Source organism: Aeromicrobium sp. JJY06, from assembly GCF_044069275.1.
GTDB classification, from domain to species: domain Bacteria; phylum Actinomycetota; class Actinomycetes; order Propionibacteriales; family Nocardioidaceae; genus Aeromicrobium; species Aeromicrobium tamlense.
In genome coordinates this window covers 1,365,487-1,389,744 of record NZ_JBIMRD010000001.1, presented here as the reverse complement: position 1 = coordinate 1,389,744, position 24,258 = coordinate 1,365,487, and the positions used below count along the sequence as shown (strand labels likewise).

Sequence of the window (24,258 nt, the reverse complement as noted above, 5' to 3'; positions counted from 1 at the left end):
CTCATAGGCCTGGCTCTGGCGTTTCTCGTCGCCTACGCCTGGCCCGTGCTCGACCCCCGCATGGACAACGACCTGCAGGCTTTCTTCACTGTCGTCACGTGGACGGTCTGGGTGGCCTTTGCCGCCGACCTCGCCATCCGCCTCGCCCTGGTGCCCCGCGGCCACCGCGCCGAGTACGCGATCCGCCACTGGTACGACGTCGCCCTGGTCGTGGTCCCGATGCTCAGGCCGCTTCGCATGCTGCGCCTCCTTGCTCTGGTGCGCATTCTCGACCGTTCCGCAGCGAACTCTCTTGCCGGGCGAGTCCTCGTATACGTCTCCGGCGCCGCCGCCGTCTCGGTGGGACTCGGCGCACTCGCTGTCCTCGACGCCGAGCAGGACGCGACCGGCGCCAACATCACCACCTTCGGCGACGCAGTCTGGTGGGCGTGCACGACCGTCACCACGGTGGGCTACGGCGACCACTTCCCGGTGACCCTCGAAGGACGAGTCGTCGCAGTCGTGCTAATGGTCGTGGGAATCGGACTGGTCGGGGCGGTCACCGCCTCGGTGGCCACGTGGCTCATCGGTCGGGCTCAGGCGGAGCGCGAGTCCTCCCTCGATTAGCGTCGTGGCATCGGCACAGGTTCTCCGGCTCGCCTCAAGTCTTCGATGACTTCCCGCACCAAACATTTGAGACCCAGAAGAGCACTCTCCGGCGATGTCGCCGCCCAGGACAGCGACGGGAACTCGGCACACGTTGCGACGAAGGCCGCGTCGTCGGCTGACCATTCCAACCGATAGTCGTAACGGTCTGCGTCATCGTTTGGCAGCGCCGCGACCCAGTTCGTCGCACGCTCCGCCTCCGATGCGTGTTCCTCGGGGACCATCCGCAGTCTGTCGATGAGCACGTCTGCAGCCACCAAGCGCGCGTCAAGAAGCGCCGCCACGAAGTTGAGGTCCTTCTCGCGGTAGGCACAGAGCTTCGAAACGCACAGGTCCTCCTTGTCCAGACACCAGCCCGTGAACTGCGGCTGGCCACCCGGCGCGGCCGTGTTTGCGTTCTGAACCTTGACGAGCCGCTCCCTCCAACCTTGTGGGAGCACGGCCGTGGTCAGGTCGACACCGTCGATGCTGAAGCCGTGCTGTTCCTCGAAGGACGACCACTCTCCGGCCACGCCCTCGATCTGGTCGGCGAGCGCGGCGATCTCTTCGTTGGTCTCCGCGATCGGGAGAGCGTCGACCTCAACCGACATCGTCGCCGCCGCGGGAAGTTCGTCCTCGTTGAAGGTCCCCAGGATCGCCTGGGAACCGACAATGATGATCTCTGAAGTCCCGATGATCTGGCACGCGGTGCGGATCGCGTGCTCCAGCTGATCCCGGCGCATCAGGCTGCAAGCGCCTCCCGGCGCTCCTCCTGGCTCAGGATGCCGCCGAGGGGCGAGACCTCGCGCATCTCGATCGAATCCGTGTCGAGTCCGGTCATCACACGGCGGATCCGTGGCAGGTCCCCTTGGCTCACCAACTCACGCCAGCGCTCCAGATTGCGCTCGTGCGGCTGGCCCTGAACGCTGCCGCTCAAGCGACCAAGGTTGCGTTCGATGACGGGCATCCACTCGTCAAAGGAGTCCCGTGTCAGATGAGTCGAGAGCTGGCGGTGGAGACGCCAAGAACGCTCCGAGGACCGGGTGAGCTCGGGTCGGACAGGACGCCGGACGACCTCGAGCTGATATCCCAAGCAGGACAGCAGGCGATCGAGCATGTCGTCACTCATATCGACCCTCCCCGACAGGAAGCCACTGATGCTGGGTTGGTGCACGCCGGACATTCGCGCGAGACCACTTTGCGTCGTGCGCGTCTCGCGCATCACCCTCCGCAGCGCGTCGCGTCCGTCGCTCATGTCACGAGCATAGCACTTTTTGCTATACCCACCGAGCGAGTCCGTCGCCTTTGCTGTGTGATCGTGCGGCGAACCACTCACGGTGCTCACCACCACCAATTAGCCTCGAACAACACACCGAGCGAGCGGGGACCAACGACCGATGAGCGAACTAGTCGCGTAGTACGAAGACAGACCTGTCGACCTCAAGGGTCGAATGGAGCTGCATCAAGTACCTCTGGACTCCGCGAACGGCATCCGTTCCTCCGAAGGTGTGATTCGCCCCGGGCTCGTCTATGTGCCCGTCCAAAGCGAGGCCGGGCCCTTTCTGGTGCCATTCGGTGAGTACGACGAGTGGTCTCTTCGCGACCGGTACAACGAAGCCATACGCATCATGAACACCCTCGGCGCGTCAACGATCGTCTGCGAGACCTTTCAAGAGGTCGTCGTCCGGCGCGGCGTGCGAGCAAAGGTCTTGCGCAAGGGAGCGGAACTGAAGCAGCGTCGGGTGGAGAACAGCGGATTCGACTTCCGCCATGAGGGCGCTGGAAGCTCGCCGCGTGACCCGCGCCCCCTGCGTAGGCCGAACGAACCCGGCTTTGCAGCAGCGGTCAGCAGTGTCCTGGAGAACGGCGCCAGGGAGATCGTGATCAACATCAGGAACAGCCGCACGCACTCGGTCGACGGAGCGCTCGGCCTGCAGCTCAAGAAGGTCGGATTCGACCTGAGCGGCGGCACCCAGCGTTCCGATGCGACCAGCCTCCACATCCGTGCGGGGTTCCCACCGGCCCGCAAGATGTGGAAGTAGCGCCGGTCCACGAATGATCGACACCACGTTCGACGTGCGGCTCGACGCTGGCGGAAGGGACCCAGACTCCTTCAGCGCGACGTTGCGCGGCTACCACCAGTTGTTGTGGAGCAGGCCGCTCCCCGACGGCACCGCGTTCGACCTGGACATCAGCACGCCTGGCGTCTACCTTCACCACGACTCGGCGATTGGTGAGTTCTGGTTGTCCAGCGATTCGATCATCCCCACGTTCACGACCCAGGCTGCGATGCAGCCAATCGTCGGACAGTGCGAGGAAGCGGACGTCGCGGACTTCGTCCGGCTCGCCTACACGGTGGGCGGCTTCATCGTTTGGCCTGCACATCGTGTCGGCGGGAAGCAGACCCTGAATGGTGCACGCGGATTCCATCCCCGCATCAAGGACCGCATGGATCTCACCCTGGAGTGCATCCGCCGGCATTACCTGGGACTTCCCAGTCCGCTGTCGGACACGTTGAACAGATACGCGGACTTCTTCAATCTCTTCGGTGAGTTCCGCGGCTACGTGGATTCCTTCCTCTTACAAGACTTGGTGTCGCCAACAGGAGCGGTCGAATTCTTCTTCCCATTCGACGACTTCCGAACCCCGGCCCTACCGCGCGACCTTGCTGCCTACACCGCTTACCGCGAACGCACCGTGCTGTTCATCACTGGGAGAAATGCCCGCATAGAAATCGCCGCCCTACAGACGCGAGACCAGCAAGACTGGCGACATGAGTGAGTTCATCGATGTCTGGGAGCGCATCCGGCGCTGCGCCGGCGAGGAGTTCACGACGGCCACCGGGCTGCCGTTCACCTACCGAGTCCCGGGCGACTACCTCCGAGTGACGAGGGACGGGCGCGAGATCAACCGCTCACTCTCACGCACCAACTTCGCGAAGGCCACCGCCGCGATGCCCGCCGACCGTCCGAGCGACATCAAGGACCGCCAGGGATCCGCGTACACCTGGGCGATCCTCATGGACAAGCGGGTTCGCCGTGACGACTGGTAACGGGCGCGACGACTCTCTCAACGCCGAGGCGGATGACCTGTTGAAACACATCATTGACCTCGAGGGCGACTTCGCCGAAGGCGACCCGCGTGAATACGACCCTGTCGAACTCATCAGGTACGCGTTGGCGTGGCCCATGGACTACTGGCCTGCCCACGCCATGAAGTGGCTCGAACAAGGTGTTCCTTCCGAGGCACTCAGCGTTGAGCTCGGCAATATCGCTACGGACGCCCGACGGCCGCAGGCGCTGCGTCATCGCGCTGAGCGACTCCGCAGGTCTCCGCACACGGGTTGAACGACGAAGGGCCCGGCCGTTTCGGCCGGGCCCTTCGTTCGCAGCGTCAGTTGACGAAGCCGGCCAGGCGGCCGTTGATGATCTGCTCGGCGCCGGAGACCATGCGCTCGACGAGCTCGCGGGCCGAGGGGACGTCCTGGATGAGGCCCTGGACCATGCCGACGGACCAGACGCCGGCATCCAGATCACCAGACTCGTAGACCTCGCGGCCGCGGACGCCGGCGACCAGCTCGCGGATGTCCTCGAACTGGGCGCCCTCGTCGAGCATCGAGACGACCTTGGTGCTGATCTCGTTGCGGGCCACGCGCGCGGTGTTGCGCAGCGGGCGGAAGATCAGCGAGGTCTCGCGCTCGGTGGCCTCGACGATGCGGTCCTTGACGTTCTGGTGGATCCACGACTCCTGCGTGCTCATGAAGCGGGTGCCCATGTTCACGCCGTCGGCGCCCAGCGCCAGGGCCGCGACGAGGCCACGCTCGTCCGCGATGCCGCCCGAGGCGATGATCGGGATCGAGAGCTTGTCGGCGGCCGCCGGGATCAGCACGAGGCCGGGGATGTCGTCCTCGCCCGGGTGGCCGGCGCACTCGAAGCCGTCGATGGAGACGCCGTCGACGCCCACCTTCTCGGCGCGCAGCGCGTGCCGGACGCTCGTGCACTTGTGGAGGACCTTGATGCCGTGGTCCTTGAAGAACGGCATGTGCGGCTCGGGGTTCGCGCCCGCGGTCTCCACGATCTTCACGCCCGACTCGGCGATCGCGTGACGGTACTCGTCGTACGGCGGCGGGTTGATCGACGGCAGGATCGTCAGGTTCACGCCGAACGGCTTGTCGGTCAGCTCGCGCGCCTTCGCGATCTCACCGGCCAGCGCCTCCGGGGTCGGCTGCGTCAGCGCCGTGATGATGCCCAGCGCGCCCGCGTCGGAGACGGCGGCGGCCAGCTCGGCGCGCCCCACCCACTGCATCCCGCCCTGGACGATCGGATGGGTGACACCGAACGTCTCGGTGAAACGGGTCTTCAGCATGAGGGCTCCTTCGAGGGGGGATTCAGTCGGCGGCCGGGCGGACCGGCCAGTCGGGAACGGCATCGGGCAGGTCGGTGTCCAACCTGCCGGTGAACACGGCGTCGCGCTTCTCGAGGAACGACGCGACGCCCTCCTTGGCGTCGGGTCCCTGCTTGAGTGCGGCGATCGTCTGGGTCTCCAGCTTGTGGGTCTCCCACAGGTCGTCCTGCGTCAGCTGCGACCACAGCATCCGGCGCGTGGCCGCGACGGCGACGCCCGAGGTGTTGTCGGCGATCTCGCGCGCGATGGAGTGCGCGGTCGGGAGCACGTCCTCGGGCTCCACGACGCGCGACACCAGCCGCCCGCGCAGCGCCTCGTCGGCCTCGAACACGCGACCCGTCAGCGCCCACTCCGAGGCCTGCGAGATCCCGACGACGCGCGGCAGGAACCAGCTCGAGACGGCCTCCGGCGCGATGCCGCGGCGCGCGAACACGAAGCCGAACTTCGCCTTCGTCGACGCGATCCGGATGTCCATCGGCAGGGTCATCGTGATGCCCACGCCGATGGCAGCGCCGTTGATCGCGGCGATGACCGGCTTCGGGAACGAGGCCAGGCGCAGCGTCACCACGCCGCCGCCGTCGCGCGGCAGACCCGCGATCTCGTCGGCGTCCGAGCGGTCGTTGCGCATGCCGTCGCCGCTGTAGGAGAAGGGCTTGTCGCCCGCGCCACCGAGGTCGGCGCCGGCGCAGAACGCCCGCCCCTCCCCCGTGACGATGACGACGCGCACGTCGTCGTTCGCCTCGGCCCAGTCGAGGGCCTCGACCATCTCGGTGCGCATGACCGGCGTGAACGCGTTCATCCGATCGGGCCGGTTGAGGCGCAGCTCCAGGACGCGGTCGGCCAGCGTCAGCGTGATCTGCTCGAACTCGGGAACGCTCACGTGATCGACCACTTCCCGGTGAACTCGGCCTCGGTCTTGTCGGCGAAGGCCTTGAACGCGGCCGGCGCGTCGTCGGTGGCGTAGTTGATCGCCTGCGCGCGGGCCTCGTTGTCGAGCACGTCGCGGAACGACTGGACCACGCCGTTGTGCAGGAGGTCCTTGTTCTGCGCGATCGCGATCGGGGGCATCGCGGCGAGGCGGTCGGCGAGGTCGGCGACGAAGCCGTCGATCTCGTCGGGCTCCTTCACCCAGGTGACGAGGCCGAGCTCCTTCGCCTCCTCCGGGGTGACGAAGTCGGCGAGGAACGCCAGGCGCTTCGCCTGCTGGAGACCCGCGAGCCGCGGCAGCAGCCACGCGCCGCCGAAGTCGAGGCTCAGGCCGCGCTGGGCGAAGATCTCGGAGAACTTCGCGGTCGACGACGCCACGACGAAGTCGCAGCACAGCGCCATGTTGAAGCCCGCGCCGACCGCCGCGCCCTTGACCTTCGCGATCGTCGGCTTGTTCAGGCTGTAGAGCGCCTCGGGCGTGCGGCTGATGTTGCGCACCCGCGTCAGCGGGTGGCCCGCCGCCGGTCCGCCGCCGATGTCCGCGCCCGCGCAGAACGCGTCGCCGGCGCCCGTCAGCACCACGGCGCGGATCGAGTCGTCGTAGGAGATCGTGCGGAGGTGGTCGTGGAGCAGCGCCCAGCCGTCGGCCGTCTGCGCGTTCTTGCGGTGCGGGCGGTTGAGGGTGATCGTCGCGATCTGGTCCTCGACCTCGAGGAGGATGTCGTCGTTGCTCATGCGGTCTTCCTCTCGAACGTGATCTCGATACGACGTCTCGCTGCGCTCGCCGTCACTCGATCGCCGGGGGTCATGCGGTGGCCTTCGCGGAGTCGATGGTGGCGCGGCCGAGGGCCGCGGTGAGCTCGGTGAGGCCGCCGTGGGCCTGCTCGAGCGCCTTGCCGCGCTTGAGCCACAGCTGGAGGTGGTGCTCCCACGTGAAGCCGATGCCGCCGTGCAGCTGGAGCGAGGCGCGGTTGGCCTCGAACTCGGCCTCGACCGCCACGATGCGGGCGGCCAGAGCGGCGGTGAGCGCGTCGGGCGCTCCGTCGGCCACCTTCGCCGCGGCGGCGTGCACCGCGAACGCGGCCAGCTCGACGTTCGCGACCGCGTCCGCCAACTGGTGCTTCACGGCCTGGAACGAGCCGATGACGCGACCGAACTGCTCGCGCACCTTCGCGTAGGCGACGGTCTCGTCGAGCATCCGGCGGCTGAGGCCGATCAGGACGCTTGCCGACGCCGCGGCCTCGTGGGCGAGGACGGCCTCGACGCCGCCACCGGGCAGCACCTGGGCCGCGCCCTCGGGCACGGTCACCGCGAACTGGCGGCGCGACGGGTCCATCGACCGCAGCGGGGTCAGCTCGCACGCGGACGTCTCGACCAGCTTCAGCTCGTCGCCGTCGCGGAAGATCAGCACGTCGCTGACGTGCGCGTCCGGCACCGAGGCCAGTCCACGCAGCGCGACCGTCGCCGTGGCCGAGCCGTCGGCCAGCCTCGGCAGCCAGGCCGCCTGCTGCTCGGGCGAGCCCGCGACGGTCAGCGCGACCGGCGCGGTGACGAGCGACTCGACCATCGCGGCCGGCACCGCGTGGTAGCCGACGCGCTCCAGCACGAGGGCGAGGTCGACGAGCGTGCCGCCGTAGCCCTCGAACTCCTCCGGAACGAGGATCGTGGTCAGGCCGAGCTGCGCGATCGTCGCGCGGAGCTTCTCCGATCGACCGGTCTCGGTGGTCCACAGCGCCCGCAGGGCCTCGACGTCGACCTCGGCCGCCACGGCCTGGTCGAACGACGTCGCGAGGTCCTGCTGCTCGGGTTCGAATGCGATCTTCATCCGCGCGGCTCCTTCGGCAGTCCGAGCATCCGCTCGGAGATGATGTTGCGCTGGATCTCGTTGGACCCGGCGTAGATCTCGGCGCCCCGCCCGTGCCAGTAGTTGCGGCGCATGCCGAACATCTCGCCGTCGGGACCGTGGTCGGTCATGACCTCGGCGTCCGCGCCGAGCACCGCGAGGTGCTGCTCGTGGACCGCCGTGTGGATCTGGGTGTAGAGCATCTTCTGGATGCTGGAGACGTCCGGGCCGGTGCGGCCCGTGGCGATCTCGTGCGTCGCCGCGTACGTGGCCTGCTCGTACGCGAAGGTCCAGGCGGCGAGCCGGCCGAGCTCCTCGACCTGGCCCTCCGAGCCGCGCTCACCCGTGTCGCGGGCGAGGTCGACCAGCGCCTGCTCCAGGCGCGTGTGCGTGCCGCGGCCCGTGCCGCGCTCGAGCTGCAGCGACGTTCCGGCCACGCGCCAGCCGTCGCCGACCTCGCCGATCACGTTCTCCATCGGCACCTCGACGTTCTCGAAGAACACCTCGGCGAAGCCCGGGTTGCCGTGCAGCTGCCCCAGCGGCCGGATCTCCACACCCGGCGAGCGCAGGTCGATGATGACGAACGTCAGGCCCTTGTGGCCCTTGGCGGCGGGATCGGTGCGCACGAGCGCGAACATCGTGGTGGCGATGATGCCCTGCGAGGTCCAGATCTTCTGGCCGTCGACCACCATCGTGTCGCCGTTGATGCGGCCCGTGGTGCGGATCGCGGCCAGGTCGCTGCCCGCGCCGGACTCGGAGAAGCCCTGGCACCAGATGTCCTCGCAGTTGAGGATGCCGGGCAGGAAGCGCTGCTTCTGCTCGTCGGTGCCGTGCGCCTCGACGGTGGGGCCGCCGTGCACGAGGCCCATCTTGTTGAGGCGCTCGGGCAGCCGGAACCGCGCGTACTCCTCGTCGTAGATCAGCTGGTCCCAGGCGTCGGCACCCATGCCGCCGACCTCCTTCGGCCAGCCCGGCGCGGCGTAGCCGGCCTCGAAGAGCGCCTTCTCCCACTCCAGGTGCTGGCTGAATCCGGGCTCGGAGTACGGGCTGTCGAGGCGACCCTTCGGGCCGTTCGCGGCGAACCACTCCTGCAGCTCCGCGCGGAACGCCTGCTGTTCGGGGGTGAAGTTCAGGTCCATGGTTTCAGTCCTCCGCGAGCTGCTTGGTCATGTCGATGATCCCGTTGCCCTGACCGCGGCGACGGCGGATGGCGCCGACGACCGAGGTCACGATGACGAGTGCGACGACGGCGATGATGGTGCCCGAGATCGGGCGGGTGACGAAGATCGACAGCGAGCCGTCCGACATCAGCAGCGACTGGCGGAACGCGATCTCCATGACGCTGCCGAGCACGAACGCCAGCACCAGCGGCGCGGGCTCGAAGCCGGTCTTGCGCATGAGGTAGCCGACGAAGCCGGCGATGATCATGACCCACATGTCGAACTGCGTGTAGCTGATCGTGTAGACGCCGATGAGCGTGATCAGCAGCGCGACGCCGCCGATGATGCCAATGCGCACGCGCAGCAGCTGCACGAACAGGCCGACGAACGGCAGGTTGAGCGCCAGCAGGATCAGGTTGCCGATGAACATCGAGGCGATGACGCCCCAGAACAGCTCGGGGTGCTCGTCGATCATGCCGGGGCCGGGCGTGATGTCCTGCATCATCAGCGCGCCGAGGATCAGCGCGAGGACGGCGTTGGACGGCAGGCCCAGCGTCAGCAGCGGGATGAACGCCGAGATCGACGAGGAGTTGTTCGCGGTCTCGGGACCGGCGACGCCCTCGATCGCGCCCTTCCCGAAGCGGCTCGGGTCCTTCGCGACCTTCTTCTCCACCGCGTACGAGGCGAGCGAGCTCATGACGCCGCCACCGCCGGGCAGGATGCCGATCGGGAAGCCCAGGATCGTGCCGCGGGCGATCGGTCCGCGCGAGTCCTTCCAGTCCTGCTTCGTCGGCAGGATGCGGTCGATCGTGCCGATCGTGCCCGAGCTGGTGAGGCGCTTCTCGAGGTTGTACATGATCTCGCCGATGCCGAACATGCCCATCGCGATGGCGACGAGGTCGAGGCCGGAGATCAGCTCGGGCATGTCGAAGCTGAAGCGCGACGTGCCCTGGATCGGGTCGGGGCCGACGGCGGCGAGCAGCAGGCCGAACAGCGCGGCGATGACGCTCTTCACCGTGGACTTGGTGCCGAGGTAGGTCACCAGCACCAGGCCGAGGATCGTGATGGCCGCGTACTCGGGCGGTCCGAAGCGCAGCGCGGCGGCGGCGACGGCCGGGGCGATGAGCGCCAGACCGATGATGGCGATCGTGCCGCCGATGAAGGAGCCGATCGCGGCGATGCCGAGGGCTGGTCCGCCGCGTCCCTGCTTGGTCATCTCGTAGCCGTCGAGCGCGGTGATCGCGCTCGCGGCCTCGCCCGGGATGCGCAGCAGGACCGAGGTGATCGTGCCGCCGTACATCGAGCCGTAGTAGACGCCCGCGAGCATCATGATCGCGGCCTCGGGCGTGATCGAGTACGTGATCGGCAGCAGCAGTGCGATCGTGGCGGTCGGACCGAGACCCGGCAGCACGCCGATGATCGTGCCGATCGTGACGCCGAGGAAGACGAAGAGCAGGTTCTCCGGGGTGAAGACGACCCCGAAGCCCGACATGAGGTTGGTCAGCGAGTCCATGGGTCAGCGACCTCCCCACAGGCTGGCGACGATGTCCTCGGGCAGGCGGACGCCGAGCGCGGTGACGAAGAGCAGGTAGCTGGCCAGCGGCGCGACGACGGCGATCGCCAGCGACATGCGCCAGCTCTCGCCGTTGAGGCCCTTGAGCCAGAGCATGAGGAAGACGAAGCCCGCCAGGATCGAGCCGGTCTGCTCGAACATCAGCGTGAAGACGACGAGCGTCGCGAAGCCCCCGAGCACGCGCGCCGTGGCGCCGAGCTCGAACGTCTCGATCCCGTCGCTCATGTCCATCACGAAGCCGAGCAGCGAGACGACGATGATGCTGACGATCAGCACGCGGGGCCAGTAGCCGGGGCCGGGCTCGGTGAGCGTGCCGACCTCCATCTCACTGGTCTGCAGGTGGAAGACCACCGCGATCGCGATGGCGACCACCAGCGGCACCTTGGAGGCGAGCCAGCCGGTGCCGCGCGTGGTCGCGGGAGGGCTCTCGGGCACCGCGGCCTGCTCTTCGGTCATGTCGGTCATGTCGAGGTCCTGTCAGGTGGAATCGGGAACGGTGGGCCCGGACCGCGCACGGTCCGGACCCACCACGGCTGATCAGCCGAAGAGCTGCTTCAGGACCGGTGTCAGGTCCTTGACCTCGTCGTCGATCTTCTGCTGGAGCTCCTCCGAGCCGATGAACTCGGAGGGGACGTTGAGCTCGCCGGCGGCCTTGCGGGTCGCGGGATCCTCCAGCGCGGTCTCGAGGGAGTCCTCGAGCTTGGTGACGATCTCCTCCGGCGTGTCCTTCGGCGCGATGATGATGAAGGACGAGATGCCGTAGGTCAGCTTGTCGAAGCCCGACTCGGCCAGCGTGGGCGTGTCGCCGAGGTACTCCTTGCGGTCGGGACCCATGACCGCGAGCGGGCGGATCTTGCCGGCCTCGTGCTGGGCGCGGACCTGCTCGTTGTACGACGGGATGATGACGTCGACGTTGTCGCCGAGCAGACCGGTCAGGGCCGGGGCGTCGCCTTGGAACGGCACGAGCTTGAACTCGGTGTCGTACTCGGTGCCCATGCGCAGCAGCTCGACGGCCTGCGGGGTCTGGGCGCCGGCGGCGCCGACGGTGATCTTGCCCGGACGCTTCTTGGCGTCGGCGAGGAGGTCGTCGAACGTCTTGTAGGGCGAGTCCTCCTTGACGAAGAAGACGCCCGGCGACTCGGTGACGACGCCGATCGGGGTGCCGTCGCCGGCCTCGAAGCCGACCTTCTCGATGGTGGGGACGCGGCTGATGGCCGACGCGGTGGTCGTGCCGAGCGTCAGGCCGTCCGGCTTGCTGTTGATGACCTTCGCCGAGCCGACGGCGCCGGAGGCACCCTCGAGGTTCTCCACGACGACCGAGACGCCCAGGTCCTTCTCGAACTGCTTGGCGACGGCGCGACCGGCGAGGTCGGTCGGGCCACCGGCGGCGTACGCGACGACCATGGTGATGTCACCGGCCGGGTAGTCCTCGGCGTCACCGCTGGAGGCCGAGTCGCCGCACGCGGCCATCGACACCGCCAGCACGCCGGCGAGGGCTGCGAAGCTGAGTTTCTTCATCGTGTTTCTCCTGTGATGGGTGGGGGGATCAAGGTGTCGCCGGATGGCGATCAGGGGGTGACGCGCTCGGTGATGAGGGCGTCGAGGGCTGCAGCGCCGTGGCCCTGCGGACGCACGAGGAAGGGGTTGACCTCGATGCTGTCGAAGCGGCTGCGGTGTTCCGCGGCCACGTTCGAGAGGGCGACGAGTGCGCCCGCCAGCGCGTCGACGTCGGCCGGGGCCGCGCCCCGCACGCCGTCGAGCATCGCCGAGCCGCGGATCTCGCGGATCATCTCGTGTGCGGTCTCCAGACCGAACGGGGCGAGTCGGTAGGTGACGTCCTTGAGGACCTCGACGAAGATGCCGCCGAGCCCGAACATGACGACCGGGCCGAACGTGGGGTCGTCGACGACGCCCAGGATCGTCTCAATGCCGTCGGTGATCATCGGCGCGACGAGCACGCCATCGATGCGGGCGTCGGGCTCGTGGCGGCGGGCCGACTCGAGGATCCGGTCGTGCGCCTCCGCGGCCTCCTCGGGGGTGGCCACGCCGAGGACGACGCCGCCGACCTCGGTCTTGTGCGCGATGTCGGGCGAGACCACCTTGAGCACCACGGGGCCGCCGACGCGCTCCTGCGCCGCGGCGGCCTCGGCGGCCGACGACACGACGACCTCGGGGGCCACGGGCACGCCGGCCTCGGCGATGAACGCCTTGGCGGTGACCTCGGTGAAGACCTCGGGCAGCGCGGGGACGGACGCTGCCGGGGCCTGCGTGGCCTCGGCGGCACGCGACTTCTCGAAGCGCTGGCGGCGCAGCGCGTAGTCGGTGACGCGGCCCATGATCTGCACGGCCTTGGTGATGTCGTCGAAGACGGGGATGTCCAGCTCCTCCACGGCGCGCTTGACCTCGGGGGTCGAGAGCGTGGTGGCGAAGATCGGCGCCTCGGGGTGCGCCTCGCGGGCCAGCCTCAGCGCGCGGACGACGAGGTCGGTCCACGGCTCGAGCAGCCCCATGTAGGTCAGGCCCATGACGATGGAGTCGAACGCGCCGTCCTTGAGGCACGCGTCGACGAACGACGGCAGCAGGTTCTCGTCGTTCATCAGCTGCGCGGTGAGGTCGATCGGGTTGCCGACGCCGGCCGGGGGCCAGATCGCCTTGAGCTCGTCCTGCAGCGCCTGCGACGGCGTGGGGACCTGGAGGCCCTGCTCGGCGGCCTCGTCGGCGGCGATGATGCCGATGCCGCCCGAGCCGGTGAGGATGCCGAGGCGGTCGCCCTGCGGAAGCTTCCCGACCGAGAGGGCGTAGCAGACGTCGAAGAGCTCGGCCATGGAGTCCACGCGGATGACGCCGTACTGGTCGAACAGCGCGTCGAACACCTGGTCGGAGCCGACGAGGGACGCGGTGTGCGATGCGGCGGCGGTGGCGCCGACCTCGGAGCGGCCGACCTTGAGGACGACGACCGGCTTGCCGTTCTCCTGCGCGACCGCGAGGGCCTGGCGCAGCCGCTCGCCGTCGCGGCAGCCCTCGAGGTAGGCGGCGATGATCTCGACGGAGTCGTCGGCGGCCAGGTGCGCGAGCACGTCGGCCAGCTGGATGTCGGCCTCGTTGCCGGTGGACAGCCACGGGTCGAAGTTCAGGCCGGTCTGCTTGCCGTTGACGACCCACTCGCTGGCGATGGCGCCGCTCTGGCTGACGAGCGCGACCTTGGCCAGCGGCTCGACGGCGAACGGGACACCCACCGAGGCGGCGAAGGTGCCGACGGCACCGTTGGCGGCGTTCATGCTGCCGATGCAGTTCGGGCCGAGCACGCGCATGCCGTAACGGCCGGCGATCTCGAGCACCTGGCCCTGCAGGGCGAGACCCTCGGCGCCCATCTCGGCGAAGCCGGCGCTGAAGATCGTGACGACCTTGACGCCCTGCTTGCCGCAGGACTCCACCGAGCTGAGGACGTGCTTGGCGGGGAGGGCGATCACGGCGAGGTCGACGACGCCGTCGACGTCCTCGATCGAGGCGTAGGCCTTGACGCCCTGCACCTCGTCGGACTTCGGGTTGATCGGGTAGATGCCGCCCGTGTACCCGGACTCCTTGATGAAGCGCAGCGGACGGCCGCCGATCTTCGTCGGGTCGGACGAGGCGCCCAGGATCGCCACGCCGCGCGGGTCGAACAGCGCGTCGAGGCCGCGGGTGTTGGCGGCCGTGGCGGGAGCTTCGGCAACAGGATGGGGCACGGGGGACGTCCTTCCGTCACGTCTCGGGGTGTGGCTTGGACCACACGTTCCGCATTCAACCATGAATGCGTAATGACATGCAAGAATGTATATCCTTGACTCCTGGAAGGTGTCCCGAACCCATGTATACGCTTCGGAATGCACTGACCACCGACCGACCCACCTGCTGAGAGGCCGTTCCGATGGCGAAGACCACCCCGACCGCGACGGGAGTGCAGCGCTGCCTGACCGAGATCCGGCAGATGATCATCTCCGGCACTCTCCTGCCCGGACAGAAGGTGCACCAGGGCGAGATCGCGGCGCAGCTCAACGTCAGCCGCATCCCCGTGCGCGAGGCGCTGTCGACCCTGCAGGCCGAGGGCGTCCTGGACTACAAGCCCAACACGGGCTTCACCGTCGCGCGGTTCAGCGGCGAGGACCTCGCCGAGATCTACCTGATGCGTCGCCTGCTGGAGACCGAGGTCGTCCGCACGGTCGACCTCGCGGCCGTCGACGTCGACGAGCTCAAGCGGCTCAACGACCACCTCAAGACTCTCAGCGCGAACACCGACCCCGACGAGTGGCAGTCGACGAACTTCGACTTCCACTTCCTCATCTTCGAGCCGAGCCCGCTCAAGCTGGTCCGCGAGGAGATCCGCCGGCTCTGGTACATGTCGAGCTTCTACCGCTCCCTCTACATCCAGCAGGCCGACTCGCGCCTGCGCGTGCACGAGGACCACGACAAGATCATCGAGGCGGTCAAGGCGCGCGACAACGAGGCGCTCATCAAGCTCTCCGACGAGCACCGCGGCAGCACCGAGCACCTGCTCACGCAGCGGCTCGGCTGGTCGCGTCCTCGCTGACCCCTCAGTCGCGGGTCAGCCGGCGCAGCACCACCGGCAGCGACGCGATCGCGACGGCGCCGACGATCACGGCCATCATCACCATCGCCCAATCGGGGCCGAGGGTGTCCGCGACGATGCCGTTGAGCACCGACGCGAGCGGGCGCGAGCCCATGAACGCGATGACCCACAGCGACATCACGCGACCGCGCATGTGCGTGGGGACGACGTGGTGCAGCATCGCCGTGCAGCCGGAGAACGCCACGGTGAAGCCGATGCCGGCGAGGAAGAACGCCACGCAGACCGCCGTCGGCGAGTCGAGGAACGGCACGGCGAGCGAGCCCAGCGCGAGACCGGTGAGGCCGATGGCGGGGGCGCGCTGCACCCGCAGGCCGCCGTTGAAGAAGGTGGAGACGCCGCTGCCGATGAGCGCGCCGACGCCGAACGCCGACCCGATGTAGCCGACGAAGGCCTCAGGGGCGTCGAGGTCGTGGGCGATCGCGGGCGCCAAGGTCACCACGGGATCGGCGCCGAGGCCGACCGCGGTGACGCCGAGCAGCAGCATCGCGACCACGGGGTTGCGGCGGATGTAGCCCAGGCCGGCGCGGAAGCTGCCGCCCTCGCTCGTCGCGGCGATGGGCTTGTCGCCGCGCGCGATGAGGACCGAGATGACGCCGAAGACCACGTGGCCGCAGGCCGCCACACCCAGAGCGGCTGGCGGTCCGAACGCCGCCGCCAGGAGCGCGCCGATTGCCGGGCCCGCGGCGCGGCCGAACATCGTCGGGACGGAGTCGATCGCGACCGCGCGGCCCACCTCGTTCGGGTGGACGAGGTCGGACACCATCGCCTGCATGGCCGGGCCGCTCACGGCGAAGCCGATACCCGCGATCAGCGAGAAGATCAGGACGCCCGTGATCCCGGTGCCCTCGGCGCCCACGAGCCAGAGCCACAGGCCGAGGCCTCCGGTGCCGGCGATGCAGAACAGGCGGCCGTAGGCCACGAGGCGGCCTCGGCTCGAGCGGTCGGACAGCGGTCCGATCACCGGGGCCAGGACGACCTGCGGGATGAAGTGGACGACGCTGACCGCGGCCACCCACACCGCCGAGTGGGTGAACTGCCAGGCCAGCACCGCCGTGACGACGTGGTGGATCCACACGCCCGTGAACGCCAGGCCCTTGCCCAGCACGAACGGGCCGAACCGGCGGTCGGCCAGCAGCTGCCAGGTCGAGCGGGGGGCCGCGGGGGTGCCCACGCTCAGAAGTAGACGCGGGTGATGTTCTCGGCGATGCAGGCCGGGCGGTCCTCGCCCTCGCGCTCGATCGTGGCGGCCCAGGTCAGCTGGAGCCCGCCGCCCTTGACCTCCTCGGCGTTCGCCAGGGTGAGGCGACCGCGCAGGCGCGAGCCCACGGGGACGGGCGAGGTGAAGCGGACCTTGTTGAGGCCGTAGTTGACCGCGTGCTTGCGGTTCTCGACGCGGTAGACCTCGAGCATGAACGGGACCATGAGGCTGAGCGTCAGGTAGCCGTGCGCGATCGTCGTGCCGAACGGGCCCTCGGCCGCGGCCTCGGGATCGGTGTGGATCCACTGGTGGTCGCCGGTCGCGTCGGCGAAGAGGTTCACGCGCTCCTGCGTGATCTCGAGCCACTCGCTGACGCCGATCTCCTCACCGACCGCCGCCTGGAGCTCCTCGGGACCTGAGAACACGCGCATTAACTCGACCTCCATCTGATACTTTTTTGTATACATCGGACCATAGCAGACGAAACGGGGTTCACGGTGCGCGCGACCGTCCTGACAGCACCCGGCCGGGTCGGCCTCGAGCAGCGGCCCGACCCCGTCGTCCTCGAGCCCACCGACGCCGTCGTCGAGGTCGTCGCAGCCGCGGTGTGCGGCTCGGACCTGTGGTGGTTCCGCGGCGACAACGCCTTCGACGAGCCGCGCCGCATGGGGCACGAGTTCGTCGGTCGCGTGGTGTCCGTCGGGTCGTCGGTGGCGCTGGCACCCGGCGACTTCGTGCTCTCGGCGTTCACGTTCGGCGACAATACGTGCCCGGCGTGCCGCGACGGGTTCACCTCGAACTGCACCCACGGCGGGTACTGGGGCGCGGTCGACGGCGCCGGTCGTCCTCTCGACGGAGGCCAGGGCGAGCGTGTGCGCGTGCCGCTCGCCGACGGCACCCTCGTGCGGGTGGACGCCCCCGTGACCGAGGACCTCCTACCCCACCTGCTCGCGCTCACCGACGTCATGGCGACCGGTGTCCACGCGGCGCGGTGCGCCGGTGTCGTGCCCGGCGCCGACGCGGTCGTGATCGGCGACGGGGCGGTGGGCCTGTGCGCGGTCGCCGCCTGCCGCCGCGAGGGCGCGCGGCACGTGACGATCCTGTCGCGGAACCCCGACCGTCAGCGCCTCGCGCGGCTGCTCGGCGCGGACGAGGTGATCGAGGTCCGCGGCGAGGAGGCCGTGCGGCAGCTGCGCTCGCGCGACGGCGGACCGGCGCACGTCCTCGAGTGCGTCGGCACGTCCGAGAGCCTCGCGACCGCGATCGACGCCGCCCGCGTCGGCGGCCAGATCGGCATGGTCGGCATCCCGCACGGCGACGACTTCCACCCGCGGCAGCTGTTCGCGAAGAACCTCGGCCTGCGCGCGGGCGGCGCCCCGGCCCGCGCCCTGCTGGACGAGCTCCTGCCCGAGGTCCTCGCCGGCACCCTGCGCCCGGGCGTGGTCTTCGACCGGCAGTACGACCTCGCCGACGTCGCGCAGGCCTACGACGACATGGCCGACCGCCGCACCACGAAGGCCCTCCTGCGCGTCTCGCCCCTCGACTGAACGAGGTTTCCTGTCACTTAACGGGGTTCGCGAACCCCGTTAAGTGACGGTTTCCCCGGTTAACCGGGGAAACCGTCAGCGGTCGGCGAGCGGCTTGGGGTCGTTGCCGGGGAGGCCGGCGAAGGCCTGGACGATGTCGAGCCAGTGGTCGGCGGCGGGGCCGGTGGCCGTGACGTCGACGTCGGAGCGGTGGCGGCGGCGCGTGGCGAGCAGCGCGAAGTCCCAGCCGTCCCCGATGACGCGCTCGGCGGCGTCCTCGGGACCCCACGTCCACAGCTCGCCCGACGGGGCGGTCAGCTCGACGCGCACCTCGACGGCAGGCACCTCCTCGCCGCGCATCTGGTGCGTGAACCCGAACGTGCGGACCCCGATGTGGCACACGTGCTTGGCGCGGTCGGTGCGCGGCACCGAGATGTCGAGCGCCTCGGCGACGTCGTGCCCGTGCGCCCAGGTCTCCATCAAGCGGGCGGTCGCCATCGACACGGGGCTCATCGGCGGACCGAACCACGGGATCCTGTTGCCCTCGGGCACGGACTGGAGCGCCTCCACGAGGTTCGTGCGACCTTGGCGCCACGCCGGCAGCAGCGACTCGGGCGGCTCCTGCGCGAGCTCGTCGGTCGCCTCGTCGACGTAGCCCTCGGGGTTCTCCAGCGCCGCCACGATCAGCGCGTCGAACGCCTCCTTGTCGCTGATGGCGTACGTGGAGGTGACGTCGGTCCAGTGCAGGTGCGCGACCTGGTGGGCGACGGTCCAGCCCTCCGGGGTCGTGACCGTGCCCCACTGGTCGGGGGTCAGTCCGGCGACCCAGCCGTCCAGCTGGGCCGACTCGGCGGCGAGGTCGTCGAGGACGGCGTCCAGCTTGTTCATCGTTCCAGCTCCCGGTCGAGGGTGTCGGCCCAGGCGTCGAGGATCGAGGCCCGGCGTGCGGAGTCGTCGGTGAGGGTGGCCGCGAGGCCGAGGCCGCGCAGCAGGTCGAGGGTGGCCTGCACGAGCTGGCGGTTGCGTCCGCGCGACTCGTCCACCTCGAGGAGGGTCACGGCGTGGGCGTGGATCTCGCGGCCCACGCGGCGCTCGAACGGGGCGACCTTGGCCAGCAGGTCGGAGTCGGTGCGCGCCGCCACCCAGAGCTCCAGCGCGGCGAGGAAGACCGGCGACGTGTACTGGCTCACGAGCAGGTCCAGCACCGCGCGCGTGCGGCCCTCCTCGGGCAGGGCGTCGATGTCGACCGCGAGCTCCTCGCGGCGACGCTCGGCGAGGTACTCCACGGCCGCGACCACCAGGTCCTGCTTGCTGGGGAAGTGGTGCAGCTGAGCGCCGCGGCTGACGCCCGCGCGCTGGCTGACCACGGTGGTGGAGGTTCCGGCCCAGCCGACCTCCACGAGCGAGTCGATCGTGGCCTCGAGGAGGCGCTGCCGCATGAGCCGCGTGCGCTCGGGCTGGGGCATCCTCGTCGGGCTCTCGGTCACCGGCCCAGCATGCTGGACCGTGCATTTACAGTCAAGCCTGTTGGTTTTTGCGGACCCGAGCGAACCGCTCACCTAGTCACTTGTGACGGTTGTGAAGCAAAAGCCCGTGTGTGACGGACGTGAAACCTAGTGTCGCTCACGCGGGGTGGAGCGCTCCGTGTCCCCATGCGAGAGCGAACCCCATGTATCGACGCGTCACCTCCATCGCGACCAGCGCGGCCGTCGGCCTCGCCGCCGCGGTGGCCCTCCTCCCCGCCACGGCCCACGCGGCCCCCGAGACCTACAGCGGCCGACTGCAGCTCATCTCCGGCGACACGATCGTCGGCTGTGCGGGCGCGTACGACGGGCAGGGTGTCGCCGGTGCCGCAGCGGTCTCCACCGACCCGGAGTCGGCCCACCGCTTCTCCATTCCCGCCGGGACGCAGCAGGATCTCTCCCTGCAGGACGGCTCCCAGGTGCTGGGAGTCGACGACAACTACTCCGCGGCTCCGATGGGCGGCCGGTACGAGTGGGCGTTCGGTGTGCTGGGTGCTCCCGTAGCCGCCGGCTCGCCCTCGGTGAACCGCCGGCAGACCGCGGTCTGGTCGATCGACCCCGCGACGAAGACACTCTCCACCGTCTACGTCCGCCCCGACAGCACGGTCGTGCCACTGACGCACTTCCTGTACGGGGAGTTCCGCGGCCACTTCCTGATGACCCCCGACCTCGCCCTTGCGGCGAACGGCATGCGGCCGTCGGTGCCCACCGCGCTGACGCTGCGCCTCGGCGAGGCCTGCTCCGGCCCGGTCACGCCGCCGGACGTCGAGCAGACCATCACCTTCACGTCCACCGCACCGGAGACCGTGCACCCCGGTGACACGTACGAGGTCACCGCGACCGGTGGCGAGTCCGGCAACCCCGTGACCTTCTCGTCCTCGACGCGTGACGAGTGCACGATCGAGGGCGCGACCGTGACGTTCCACCGCGCCGGCACCTGCACGATCGTCGCCGACCAGGCGGCCGCCACGGGCTTCCTCGCGGCCGACCCGGTCGAGCAGGACGTCCAGGTCGACGCCTTCGAGACCTCGCTCGACCTCTCGTTCGAGCCGGCGAACCCGGTGACCGGCCAGGGCACGACGGCCACCGCGCAGCTGGGCACCGAGGGCACCCTCGGCGACGCCGGCGGCGTCGTCCAGTTCCGTGTGGACGGCGACATCGTCGACCACGTCGCCTACGACGAGGCCGGCCGCGCGTCCACGGCGCTCGATCTCGGCGTCGGCACGCACCAGGTCGACGCGACCTGGTGGCCCGAGGCGAACTACCAGTACGGCAGCAGCAGCGACAGCGACACGGTCACCGTCTCGGCCGCCGGCACGACCACGAAGGTCTCGGTGAAGCCGCGTGAGCTGTCCGCCACGGTCGCGCCCGTCGCTCCCGGCGCGGGCACGCCCACCGGCGAGGTCACGTTCTTCGTCGACGGCAAGAAGGTCGGCGCCGCCGCCCTCCACCACGGCACCGCGAAGCTCGCGCACTCCGTCCCGACGGACGGCGCGCACGCCGTCTCCGCCGCGTACGCCGGCAGCACCGAGTTCACCGCCTCGTCGGGCTCGACCTCGCGCAGCAACCCCGCGGTCACGGCTCGCGTCATCTCGTCGCAGAAGTCGCGCGGCGGCTGGTACCGCCACCCGGTCACGATCTCGTTCGGCTGCGACGCCAAGGGCGCCGAGCTGACCACCGCGTGCCCGAAGCCGGTCAAGGTCTCGCGTCAGGGCTCCAGCACCGTCACCCGCACGATCCACACGGCCGACGGCGGCATCGCCACCGTCACCGCCGCGGTGAAGATCGACCGCAGCAAGCCCCGCGTCGGCATCCGCGGCGTGAGGTCCGGGCGCAGCTACTTCGACGCACCGAAGCCGACCTGCTCGGCGAAGGACTCGCTCTCGGGCGTGAAGACCTGCAAGGTCACCACGAAGCGCAGCGGCAGCCGGGTCGTCGTCACCGCCAAGGCCACCGACGTCGCGGGCAACGTCCGCACGAAGCGCGTCGCGTACCGCCTCGCGGCCTACAAGATCGAGGGCGCGAAGCTGAAGAACGGCGTCTACCAGGTCCGCCACGGCGAGACCTACACGATCGTCGTCCGCGGCTCGAAGGCCCGCTACGTCTACGCGACGCCGGCGCCCGGCAAGCCGCACCGCGGCTCGGTCCCGTTCAAGAAGGCCGGGAAGGACCGCTGGGCCCTCGGCGTGAAGATGTCGATGACGACGAGCCGCACCCGATCGTGGAACCTCGGCTACACACAGAACGGCAAGCTGCACGTGATCAAGGTGAAGGTCGTCGGCTGACCGCCACTCACTGACGGAGGTTTCCTGTCACTTAGCGAGGTTCGCGAACCTCGCTAAGTGGCGGTTTCCCCGCTTAACCGGGGAAACCGTCAGGCCATCTCGCCCTCGAGGGTCTCGGGCTGGGCGTCGAGGTCCTCGACCTCGACGGCCGGGGGCTCGCCGATGTGCGTGAGGGCGAACTCGGCGGCGAGCTCGATCGCGAGGTCGGCGTCGGGCAGGTGCCCGGCCATGATCGGGAAGGCGTGCAGCTGGCCGCGCCACAGGTGCACGTCGACCTCGACGCCCTTGTCGTCGAGCAGCAGCGCGAGCGCCTCGACCTCGGGACGCAGGAACTCGTCCTCCACGGCCACCAGCTGCGTGGGCGAGTGGATGTAGGCGCTCGCGTGGAGCGGGTCGGCGAAGCCCTCGATCGCGGCGCCGTCCTCAGGCAGCCAGAGCCGACGCAGCGCCGCGACGCGCGCGATCGGCAGCACGGCCTCCCGCACCTTGTCGACGCGCATGACGTTCTTGTCCTGGCGGTCGGGCTCGAGGCTGAGCAGCGGCGAGAACGCGATGAGCGCGGCCGGTGCGGGCAGGCCCCGGCGCGTGGCCAGCTCGGCGACCTTCATCGTCAGGTAGCCGCCGGCGGAGTCGCCCGCGACGACCACCTTCGAGGCGTCGGGCGCCCGGTCGAGCACGCCGGCGTAGGCGGCGATCGCGTCCTGCACCGACTCGGCGATCCCGGCGTCGGGCAGCTGGCGGTAGTCGATCGCGTAGATCGTGCCGCCGGTGGCCCGCACGATCTCCTCGAGCATCGAGCGGTAGGAGTGAACGCTGCCGGTGAAGAAGCCGCCTCCGTGCAGGTAGAGCAGGTGCAGTCCCGTGGTGGGGCCGTCGCCGGGCGTCATCACCTCGCCCGGGACGCCGCCGATCTCGCACACCTCGACGGCGATGTCCTCGGACGCGCCGCGGTTCACGACCTCGGAGAACCGCTGGATGCGTCGGATGGTGCGGACGTCGACCGGAGCCATCCTCAGCAGGGGCTTCACGGTCATCCGCGCGCCGCGCCCGACCATGCGGGCCAGGGGCGTGGGGCTGTCGTGCAGGACCGCCGCGGTGTGCACCGCCCGCATCGGGCGGCGGCGCCCGCGTCCGGATCGGGAGCCGGCCTGCGTGTCCACGTCCCGAGTTTAACGACCGGGTGGACATCCGCGTGCCGATCGCAGATCCTCGGCTCCGATAGCCTGTCACCGTGGTGACGCTCGAGGAACTGCAGGTCCGCACCCTCGGCGAGTGCACGTACGACTCGCCGCTGGCCGACTACGTCGCGGCCCGGAGCACGAACGCCTACTACGTCGCCGAGACCGACCGGGTCCTCATCGACGACACGATCTCGCTGCTGCAGGCCCGCGGCGGCATCCCGCTCGACGAGGTCCCCTCGTTCGAGCCCGGCGGTCCGCGCCGCAAGCTCTTCTTCGACCCGAAGAAGACGAAGGTCGGCATCGTGACGTGCGGCGGCCTGTGCCCCGGCCTCAACGACGTCATCCGCGCCATCGTGCTGGAGCTGTTCGAGCACTACGGCGTCACCGACATCACCGGGTTCAAGAACGGCTACGCGGGCCTCGTTCCCGGCAAGTCGCCCGACCCGATCACCCTGACCCCCTCGTTCGTCGAGACGATCACCGACCGCGGCGGCACGGTGCTGGGCTCCTCCCGAGGCGGCCAGAGCGTCCCGCAGATCGTCGACAATCTCGTGCACCGCGAGATCGACATCCTCTTCGTCATCGGAGGCGACGGCTCGATGCGCGGCGCGCACGCCATCGCCGAGGAGGCGCTCGAGCGCAACCTGCCGATCGCGGTGGTCGGCGTGCCCAAGACGATCGACAACGACATCCCGCTCATCGGCACGAGCTTCGGCTTCCAGACCGCCTACGCGAAGGCCGCCGAGTCGATCAAGGGCGCGCGCGTCGAGGTCGAGGCGGCCATCGGCGGCGTCGGCGTCGTCAAGGTCATGGGCCGCGCCGCCGGCTTCATCGCCTGCTACGCCGCGCTGGCCAACCACGACGCCGACTTCGTGCTGATCCCCGAGGTGCCGTTCAACCTCCAGGGCGAGAACGGCCTGCTCGCCACGCTGCGCAAGCGCGTGAAGGAGCGCGGCAGCGCCGTGATCGTGCTGGCCGAGGGCGCCGGGCAGGACCTGATCCCCGCCAGCCGCCGCACCGACGCGAGCGGCAACACCGTGCTCGGCGACTTCGCCGGCTTCCTGCGCGCCCAGATCGCGCGCGACTTCAAGGACCACGACGAGCCGCTGACCCTGCGCTACTTCGACCCCGGCTACATGATCCGCTCGGTGCCGGCCGACCCCGCCGACTCGGTCTACTGCACGCGCCTCGCGCAGGCCGCCGTGCACGCGGCGATGGCCGGCCGCACCGACATGGTGATCGGGCGTCCGCGCCACCGGTTCGCGCACGTGCCGATCTCGGTGGTCGTGAAGAACACGCAGAACGTGAACCCCGACGGCGACCTGTGGCTCTCGGTGCTCGAGTCCACCGCGCAGCCGTTCGACATGTCCTGAGACCCGCTCTCGCA

The 24,258-nt window shown here is 69.6% G+C and carries 25 protein-coding genes; 9 read left to right on the top strand and 16 right to left on the bottom strand.

What is annotated here, in order from left to right; translation table 11 throughout:
• Nucleotides 1-45 precede the first annotated feature (45 nt).
• A complete protein-coding gene (locus ACGWYL_RS06895) occupies nucleotides 46-606 on the top strand; it encodes a potassium channel family protein (protein ID WP_395486769.1) in 561 nt (186 codons plus the stop codon).
• On the opposite strand, the gene ACGWYL_RS06890 is transcribed toward ACGWYL_RS06895, so the two are convergent.
• The gene (locus ACGWYL_RS06890) at nucleotides 603-1,367 is read right to left on the bottom strand and encodes a DUF6036 family nucleotidyltransferase (RefSeq protein ID WP_395486768.1); all 765 of its coding nucleotides are present in this window, start codon (nucleotides 1,365-1,367) and stop codon (nucleotides 603-605) included. The genes ACGWYL_RS06895 and ACGWYL_RS06890 overlap by 4 nt on opposite strands.
• The gene (locus ACGWYL_RS06885) at nucleotides 1,367-1,879 is read right to left on the bottom strand and encodes a helix-turn-helix domain-containing protein (RefSeq protein ID WP_395486767.1); all 513 of its coding nucleotides are present in this window, start codon (nucleotides 1,877-1,879) and stop codon (nucleotides 1,367-1,369) included. The genes ACGWYL_RS06890 and ACGWYL_RS06885 overlap by 1 nt, the downstream gene beginning before the upstream one ends.
• A 196-nt stretch (nucleotides 1,880-2,075) precedes the next feature.
• Between ACGWYL_RS06885 and ACGWYL_RS06880 the strand changes: the two genes are divergently transcribed.
• From ACGWYL_RS06880 to ACGWYL_RS06865, 4 genes are read left to right on the top strand one after another with little or no spacing between them, the layout of a single operon-like run.
• On the top strand, nucleotides 2,076-2,666 hold the full coding sequence (locus tag ACGWYL_RS06880) for a hypothetical protein (RefSeq protein WP_395486766.1): 591 nt from the start codon (nucleotides 2,076-2,078) through the stop codon (nucleotides 2,664-2,666).
• 13 nt (nucleotides 2,667-2,679) lie between these two features.
• Nucleotides 2,680-3,405, top strand: a complete 726-nt coding sequence (locus ACGWYL_RS06875) for a DUF6994 family protein (protein ID WP_395486765.1) — start codon at nucleotides 2,680-2,682, stop codon at nucleotides 3,403-3,405.
• On the top strand, nucleotides 3,398-3,676 hold the full coding sequence (locus ACGWYL_RS06870; RefSeq protein WP_395486764.1) for a hypothetical protein: 279 nt from the start codon (nucleotides 3,398-3,400) through the stop codon (nucleotides 3,674-3,676). Before ACGWYL_RS06875 ends, ACGWYL_RS06870 begins: the two co-directional genes overlap by 8 nt.
• Nucleotides 3,663-3,971, top strand: a complete 309-nt coding sequence (locus tag ACGWYL_RS06865) for a hypothetical protein (RefSeq protein WP_395486763.1) — start codon at nucleotides 3,663-3,665, stop codon at nucleotides 3,969-3,971. Before ACGWYL_RS06870 ends, ACGWYL_RS06865 begins: the two co-directional genes overlap by 14 nt.
• Before the next feature lie 46 nt (nucleotides 3,972-4,017).
• Here the strand turns inward: ACGWYL_RS06865 and ACGWYL_RS06860 are convergent, their stop codons facing one another.
• The 9 genes from ACGWYL_RS06860 to ACGWYL_RS06820 all read right to left on the bottom strand — a co-directional run bounded on the left by ACGWYL_RS06860 (nucleotide 4,018) and on the right by ACGWYL_RS06820 (nucleotide 14,256).
• Nucleotides 4,018-4,989: an NAD(P)H-dependent flavin oxidoreductase gene (locus ACGWYL_RS06860; protein WP_395486762.1), complete on the bottom strand. Its 972-nt coding sequence runs from the start codon at nucleotides 4,987-4,989 to the stop codon at nucleotides 4,018-4,020.
• Nucleotides 4,990-5,011: 22 nt separating this feature from the next.
• Nucleotides 5,012-5,908, bottom strand: a complete 897-nt coding sequence (locus ACGWYL_RS06855) for an enoyl-CoA hydratase-related protein (RefSeq protein ID WP_395486761.1) — start codon at nucleotides 5,906-5,908, stop codon at nucleotides 5,012-5,014.
• On the bottom strand, nucleotides 5,905-6,690 hold the full coding sequence (locus ACGWYL_RS06850) for an enoyl-CoA hydratase/isomerase family protein (RefSeq protein WP_395486760.1): 786 nt from the start codon (nucleotides 6,688-6,690) through the stop codon (nucleotides 5,905-5,907). The genes ACGWYL_RS06855 and ACGWYL_RS06850 overlap by 4 nt, the downstream gene beginning before the upstream one ends.
• A 70-nt stretch (nucleotides 6,691-6,760) precedes the next feature.
• On the bottom strand, nucleotides 6,761-7,780 hold the full coding sequence (locus tag ACGWYL_RS06845) for an acyl-CoA dehydrogenase family protein (RefSeq protein WP_395486759.1): 1,020 nt from the start codon (nucleotides 7,778-7,780) through the stop codon (nucleotides 6,761-6,763).
• Nucleotides 7,777-8,937, bottom strand: coding sequence for an acyl-CoA dehydrogenase family protein (locus ACGWYL_RS06840; RefSeq protein WP_395486758.1), 1,161 nt, complete (start codon nucleotides 8,935-8,937; stop codon nucleotides 7,777-7,779). Before ACGWYL_RS06840 ends, ACGWYL_RS06845 begins: the two co-directional genes overlap by 4 nt.
• Before the next feature lie 4 nt (nucleotides 8,938-8,941).
• Nucleotides 8,942-10,471, bottom strand: coding sequence for a tripartite tricarboxylate transporter permease (locus tag ACGWYL_RS06835; RefSeq protein WP_179427038.1), 1,530 nt, complete (start codon nucleotides 10,469-10,471; stop codon nucleotides 8,942-8,944).
• Between the two features lie 3 nt (nucleotides 10,472-10,474).
• Nucleotides 10,475-10,996 carry a tripartite tricarboxylate transporter TctB family protein gene (locus ACGWYL_RS06830; protein WP_395486757.1) on the bottom strand — a complete coding sequence of 174 codons (522 nt, stop codon included), beginning with the start codon at nucleotides 10,994-10,996 and terminating at the stop codon, nucleotides 10,475-10,477.
• 72 nt (nucleotides 10,997-11,068) lie between these two features.
• Nucleotides 11,069-12,049 carry a Bug family tripartite tricarboxylate transporter substrate binding protein gene (locus ACGWYL_RS06825; protein ID WP_395486756.1) on the bottom strand — a complete coding sequence of 327 codons (981 nt, stop codon included), beginning with the start codon at nucleotides 12,047-12,049 and terminating at the stop codon, nucleotides 11,069-11,071.
• A gap of 50 nt (nucleotides 12,050-12,099) precedes the next feature.
• Entirely contained in the window at nucleotides 12,100-14,256 is a 2,157-nt protein-coding gene (locus ACGWYL_RS06820) for an acetate--CoA ligase family protein (protein WP_395486755.1), read from the bottom strand.
• 182 nt (nucleotides 14,257-14,438) lie between these two features.
• Between ACGWYL_RS06820 and ACGWYL_RS06815 the strand changes: the two genes are divergently transcribed.
• Nucleotides 14,439-15,098, top strand: coding sequence for a GntR family transcriptional regulator (locus tag ACGWYL_RS06815; RefSeq protein ID WP_179427046.1), 660 nt, complete (start codon nucleotides 14,439-14,441; stop codon nucleotides 15,096-15,098).
• A gap of 4 nt (nucleotides 15,099-15,102) precedes the next feature.
• Here ACGWYL_RS06815 and ACGWYL_RS06810 read toward each other — a convergent pair whose 3' ends face one another.
• Both ACGWYL_RS06810 and ACGWYL_RS06805 read right to left on the bottom strand, forming a co-directional pair.
• Nucleotides 15,103-16,329, bottom strand: coding sequence for an MFS transporter (locus ACGWYL_RS06810; RefSeq protein ID WP_395486754.1), 1,227 nt, complete (start codon nucleotides 16,327-16,329; stop codon nucleotides 15,103-15,105).
• Between the two features lie 2 nt (nucleotides 16,330-16,331).
• Nucleotides 16,332-16,802, bottom strand: a complete 471-nt coding sequence (locus ACGWYL_RS06805; protein WP_395486753.1) for a MaoC family dehydratase — start codon at nucleotides 16,800-16,802, stop codon at nucleotides 16,332-16,334.
• 51 nt (nucleotides 16,803-16,853) lie between these two features.
• Here ACGWYL_RS06805 and ACGWYL_RS06800 point away from each other — a divergent pair, with 51 nt between their 5' ends.
• Complete coding sequence (locus tag ACGWYL_RS06800; protein WP_395486752.1) at nucleotides 16,854-17,903, top strand: zinc-binding dehydrogenase; 1,050 nt, start codon at nucleotides 16,854-16,856, stop codon at nucleotides 17,901-17,903.
• Between the two features lie 75 nt (nucleotides 17,904-17,978).
• Here ACGWYL_RS06800 and ACGWYL_RS06795 read toward each other — a convergent pair whose 3' ends face one another.
• Nucleotides 17,979-18,770, bottom strand: coding sequence for a TIGR03084 family metal-binding protein (locus ACGWYL_RS06795; RefSeq protein ID WP_395486751.1), 792 nt, complete (start codon nucleotides 18,768-18,770; stop codon nucleotides 17,979-17,981).
• Nucleotides 18,767-19,369 carry a TetR/AcrR family transcriptional regulator gene (locus ACGWYL_RS06790; protein WP_395486750.1) on the bottom strand — a complete coding sequence of 201 codons (603 nt, stop codon included), beginning with the start codon at nucleotides 19,367-19,369 and terminating at the stop codon, nucleotides 18,767-18,769. Before ACGWYL_RS06790 ends, ACGWYL_RS06795 begins: the two co-directional genes overlap by 4 nt.
• Before the next feature lie 182 nt (nucleotides 19,370-19,551).
• Between ACGWYL_RS06790 and ACGWYL_RS06785 the strand changes: the two genes are divergently transcribed.
• On the top strand, nucleotides 19,552-21,690 hold the full coding sequence (locus ACGWYL_RS06785; protein ID WP_395486749.1) for an Ig-like domain-containing protein: 2,139 nt from the start codon (nucleotides 19,552-19,554) through the stop codon (nucleotides 21,688-21,690).
• An 89-nt stretch (nucleotides 21,691-21,779) separates the two neighbouring features.
• On the opposite strand, the gene ACGWYL_RS06780 is transcribed toward ACGWYL_RS06785, so the two are convergent.
• Nucleotides 21,780-22,850: an alpha/beta hydrolase gene (locus ACGWYL_RS06780; RefSeq protein ID WP_269304682.1), complete on the bottom strand. Its 1,071-nt coding sequence runs from the start codon at nucleotides 22,848-22,850 to the stop codon at nucleotides 21,780-21,782.
• Between the two features lie 71 nt (nucleotides 22,851-22,921).
• Between ACGWYL_RS06780 and ACGWYL_RS06775 the strand changes: the two genes are divergently transcribed.
• The gene (locus ACGWYL_RS06775) at nucleotides 22,922-24,244 is read left to right on the top strand and encodes an ATP-dependent 6-phosphofructokinase (RefSeq protein WP_179427060.1); all 1,323 of its coding nucleotides are present in this window, start codon (nucleotides 22,922-22,924) and stop codon (nucleotides 24,242-24,244) included.
• Nucleotides 24,245-24,258: the final 14 nt, after the last annotated feature.

What these genes read in the sequence shown, in the direction of transcription:
- ACGWYL_RS06880 (WP_395486766.1), top strand. Translation starts at nt 2,076, where the DNA reads ATGGAGCTGCATCAAGTACCTCTGGACTCCGCGAACGGCATCCGTTCC.
- ACGWYL_RS06805 (WP_395486753.1), bottom strand. Translation starts at nt 16,802, where the DNA reads ATGGAGGTCGAGTTAATGCGCGTGTTCTCAGGTCCCGAGGAGCTCCAG.
- ACGWYL_RS06795 (WP_395486751.1), bottom strand. Translation starts at nt 18,770, where the DNA reads ATGAACAAGCTGGACGCCGTCCTCGACGACCTCGCCGCCGAGTCGGCC.
- ACGWYL_RS06785 (WP_395486749.1), top strand. Translation starts at nt 19,552, where the DNA reads ATGTATCGACGCGTCACCTCCATCGCGACCAGCGCGGCCGTCGGCCTC.
- ACGWYL_RS06850 (WP_395486760.1), bottom strand. Translation starts at nt 6,690, where the DNA reads ATGAGCAACGACGACATCCTCCTCGAGGTCGAGGACCAGATCGCGACG.
- ACGWYL_RS06845 (WP_395486759.1), bottom strand. Translation starts at nt 7,780, where the DNA reads ATGAAGATCGCATTCGAACCCGAGCAGCAGGACCTCGCGACGTCGTTC.
- ACGWYL_RS06875 (WP_395486765.1), top strand. Translation starts at nt 2,680, where the DNA reads ATGATCGACACCACGTTCGACGTGCGGCTCGACGCTGGCGGAAGGGAC.
- ACGWYL_RS06825 (WP_395486756.1), bottom strand. Translation starts at nt 12,049, where the DNA reads ATGAAGAAACTCAGCTTCGCAGCCCTCGCCGGCGTGCTGGCGGTGTCG.
- ACGWYL_RS06835 (WP_179427038.1), bottom strand. Translation starts at nt 10,471, where the DNA reads ATGGACTCGCTGACCAACCTCATGTCGGGCTTCGGGGTCGTCTTCACC.
- ACGWYL_RS06815 (WP_179427046.1), top strand. Translation starts at nt 14,439, where the DNA reads ATGGCGAAGACCACCCCGACCGCGACGGGAGTGCAGCGCTGCCTGACC.
- ACGWYL_RS06885 (WP_395486767.1), bottom strand. Translation starts at nt 1,879, where the DNA reads ATGAGCGACGGACGCGACGCGCTGCGGAGGGTGATGCGCGAGACGCGC.
- ACGWYL_RS06840 (WP_395486758.1), bottom strand. Translation starts at nt 8,937, where the DNA reads ATGGACCTGAACTTCACCCCCGAACAGCAGGCGTTCCGCGCGGAGCTG.
- ACGWYL_RS06860 (WP_395486762.1), bottom strand. Translation starts at nt 4,989, where the DNA reads ATGCTGAAGACCCGTTTCACCGAGACGTTCGGTGTCACCCATCCGATC.
- ACGWYL_RS06830 (WP_395486757.1), bottom strand. Translation starts at nt 10,996, where the DNA reads ATGACCGACATGACCGAAGAGCAGGCCGCGGTGCCCGAGAGCCCTCCC.
- ACGWYL_RS06890 (WP_395486768.1), bottom strand. Translation starts at nt 1,367, where the DNA reads ATGCGCCGGGATCAGCTGGAGCACGCGATCCGCACCGCGTGCCAGATC.
- ACGWYL_RS06870 (WP_395486764.1), top strand. Translation starts at nt 3,398, where the DNA reads ATGAGTGAGTTCATCGATGTCTGGGAGCGCATCCGGCGCTGCGCCGGC.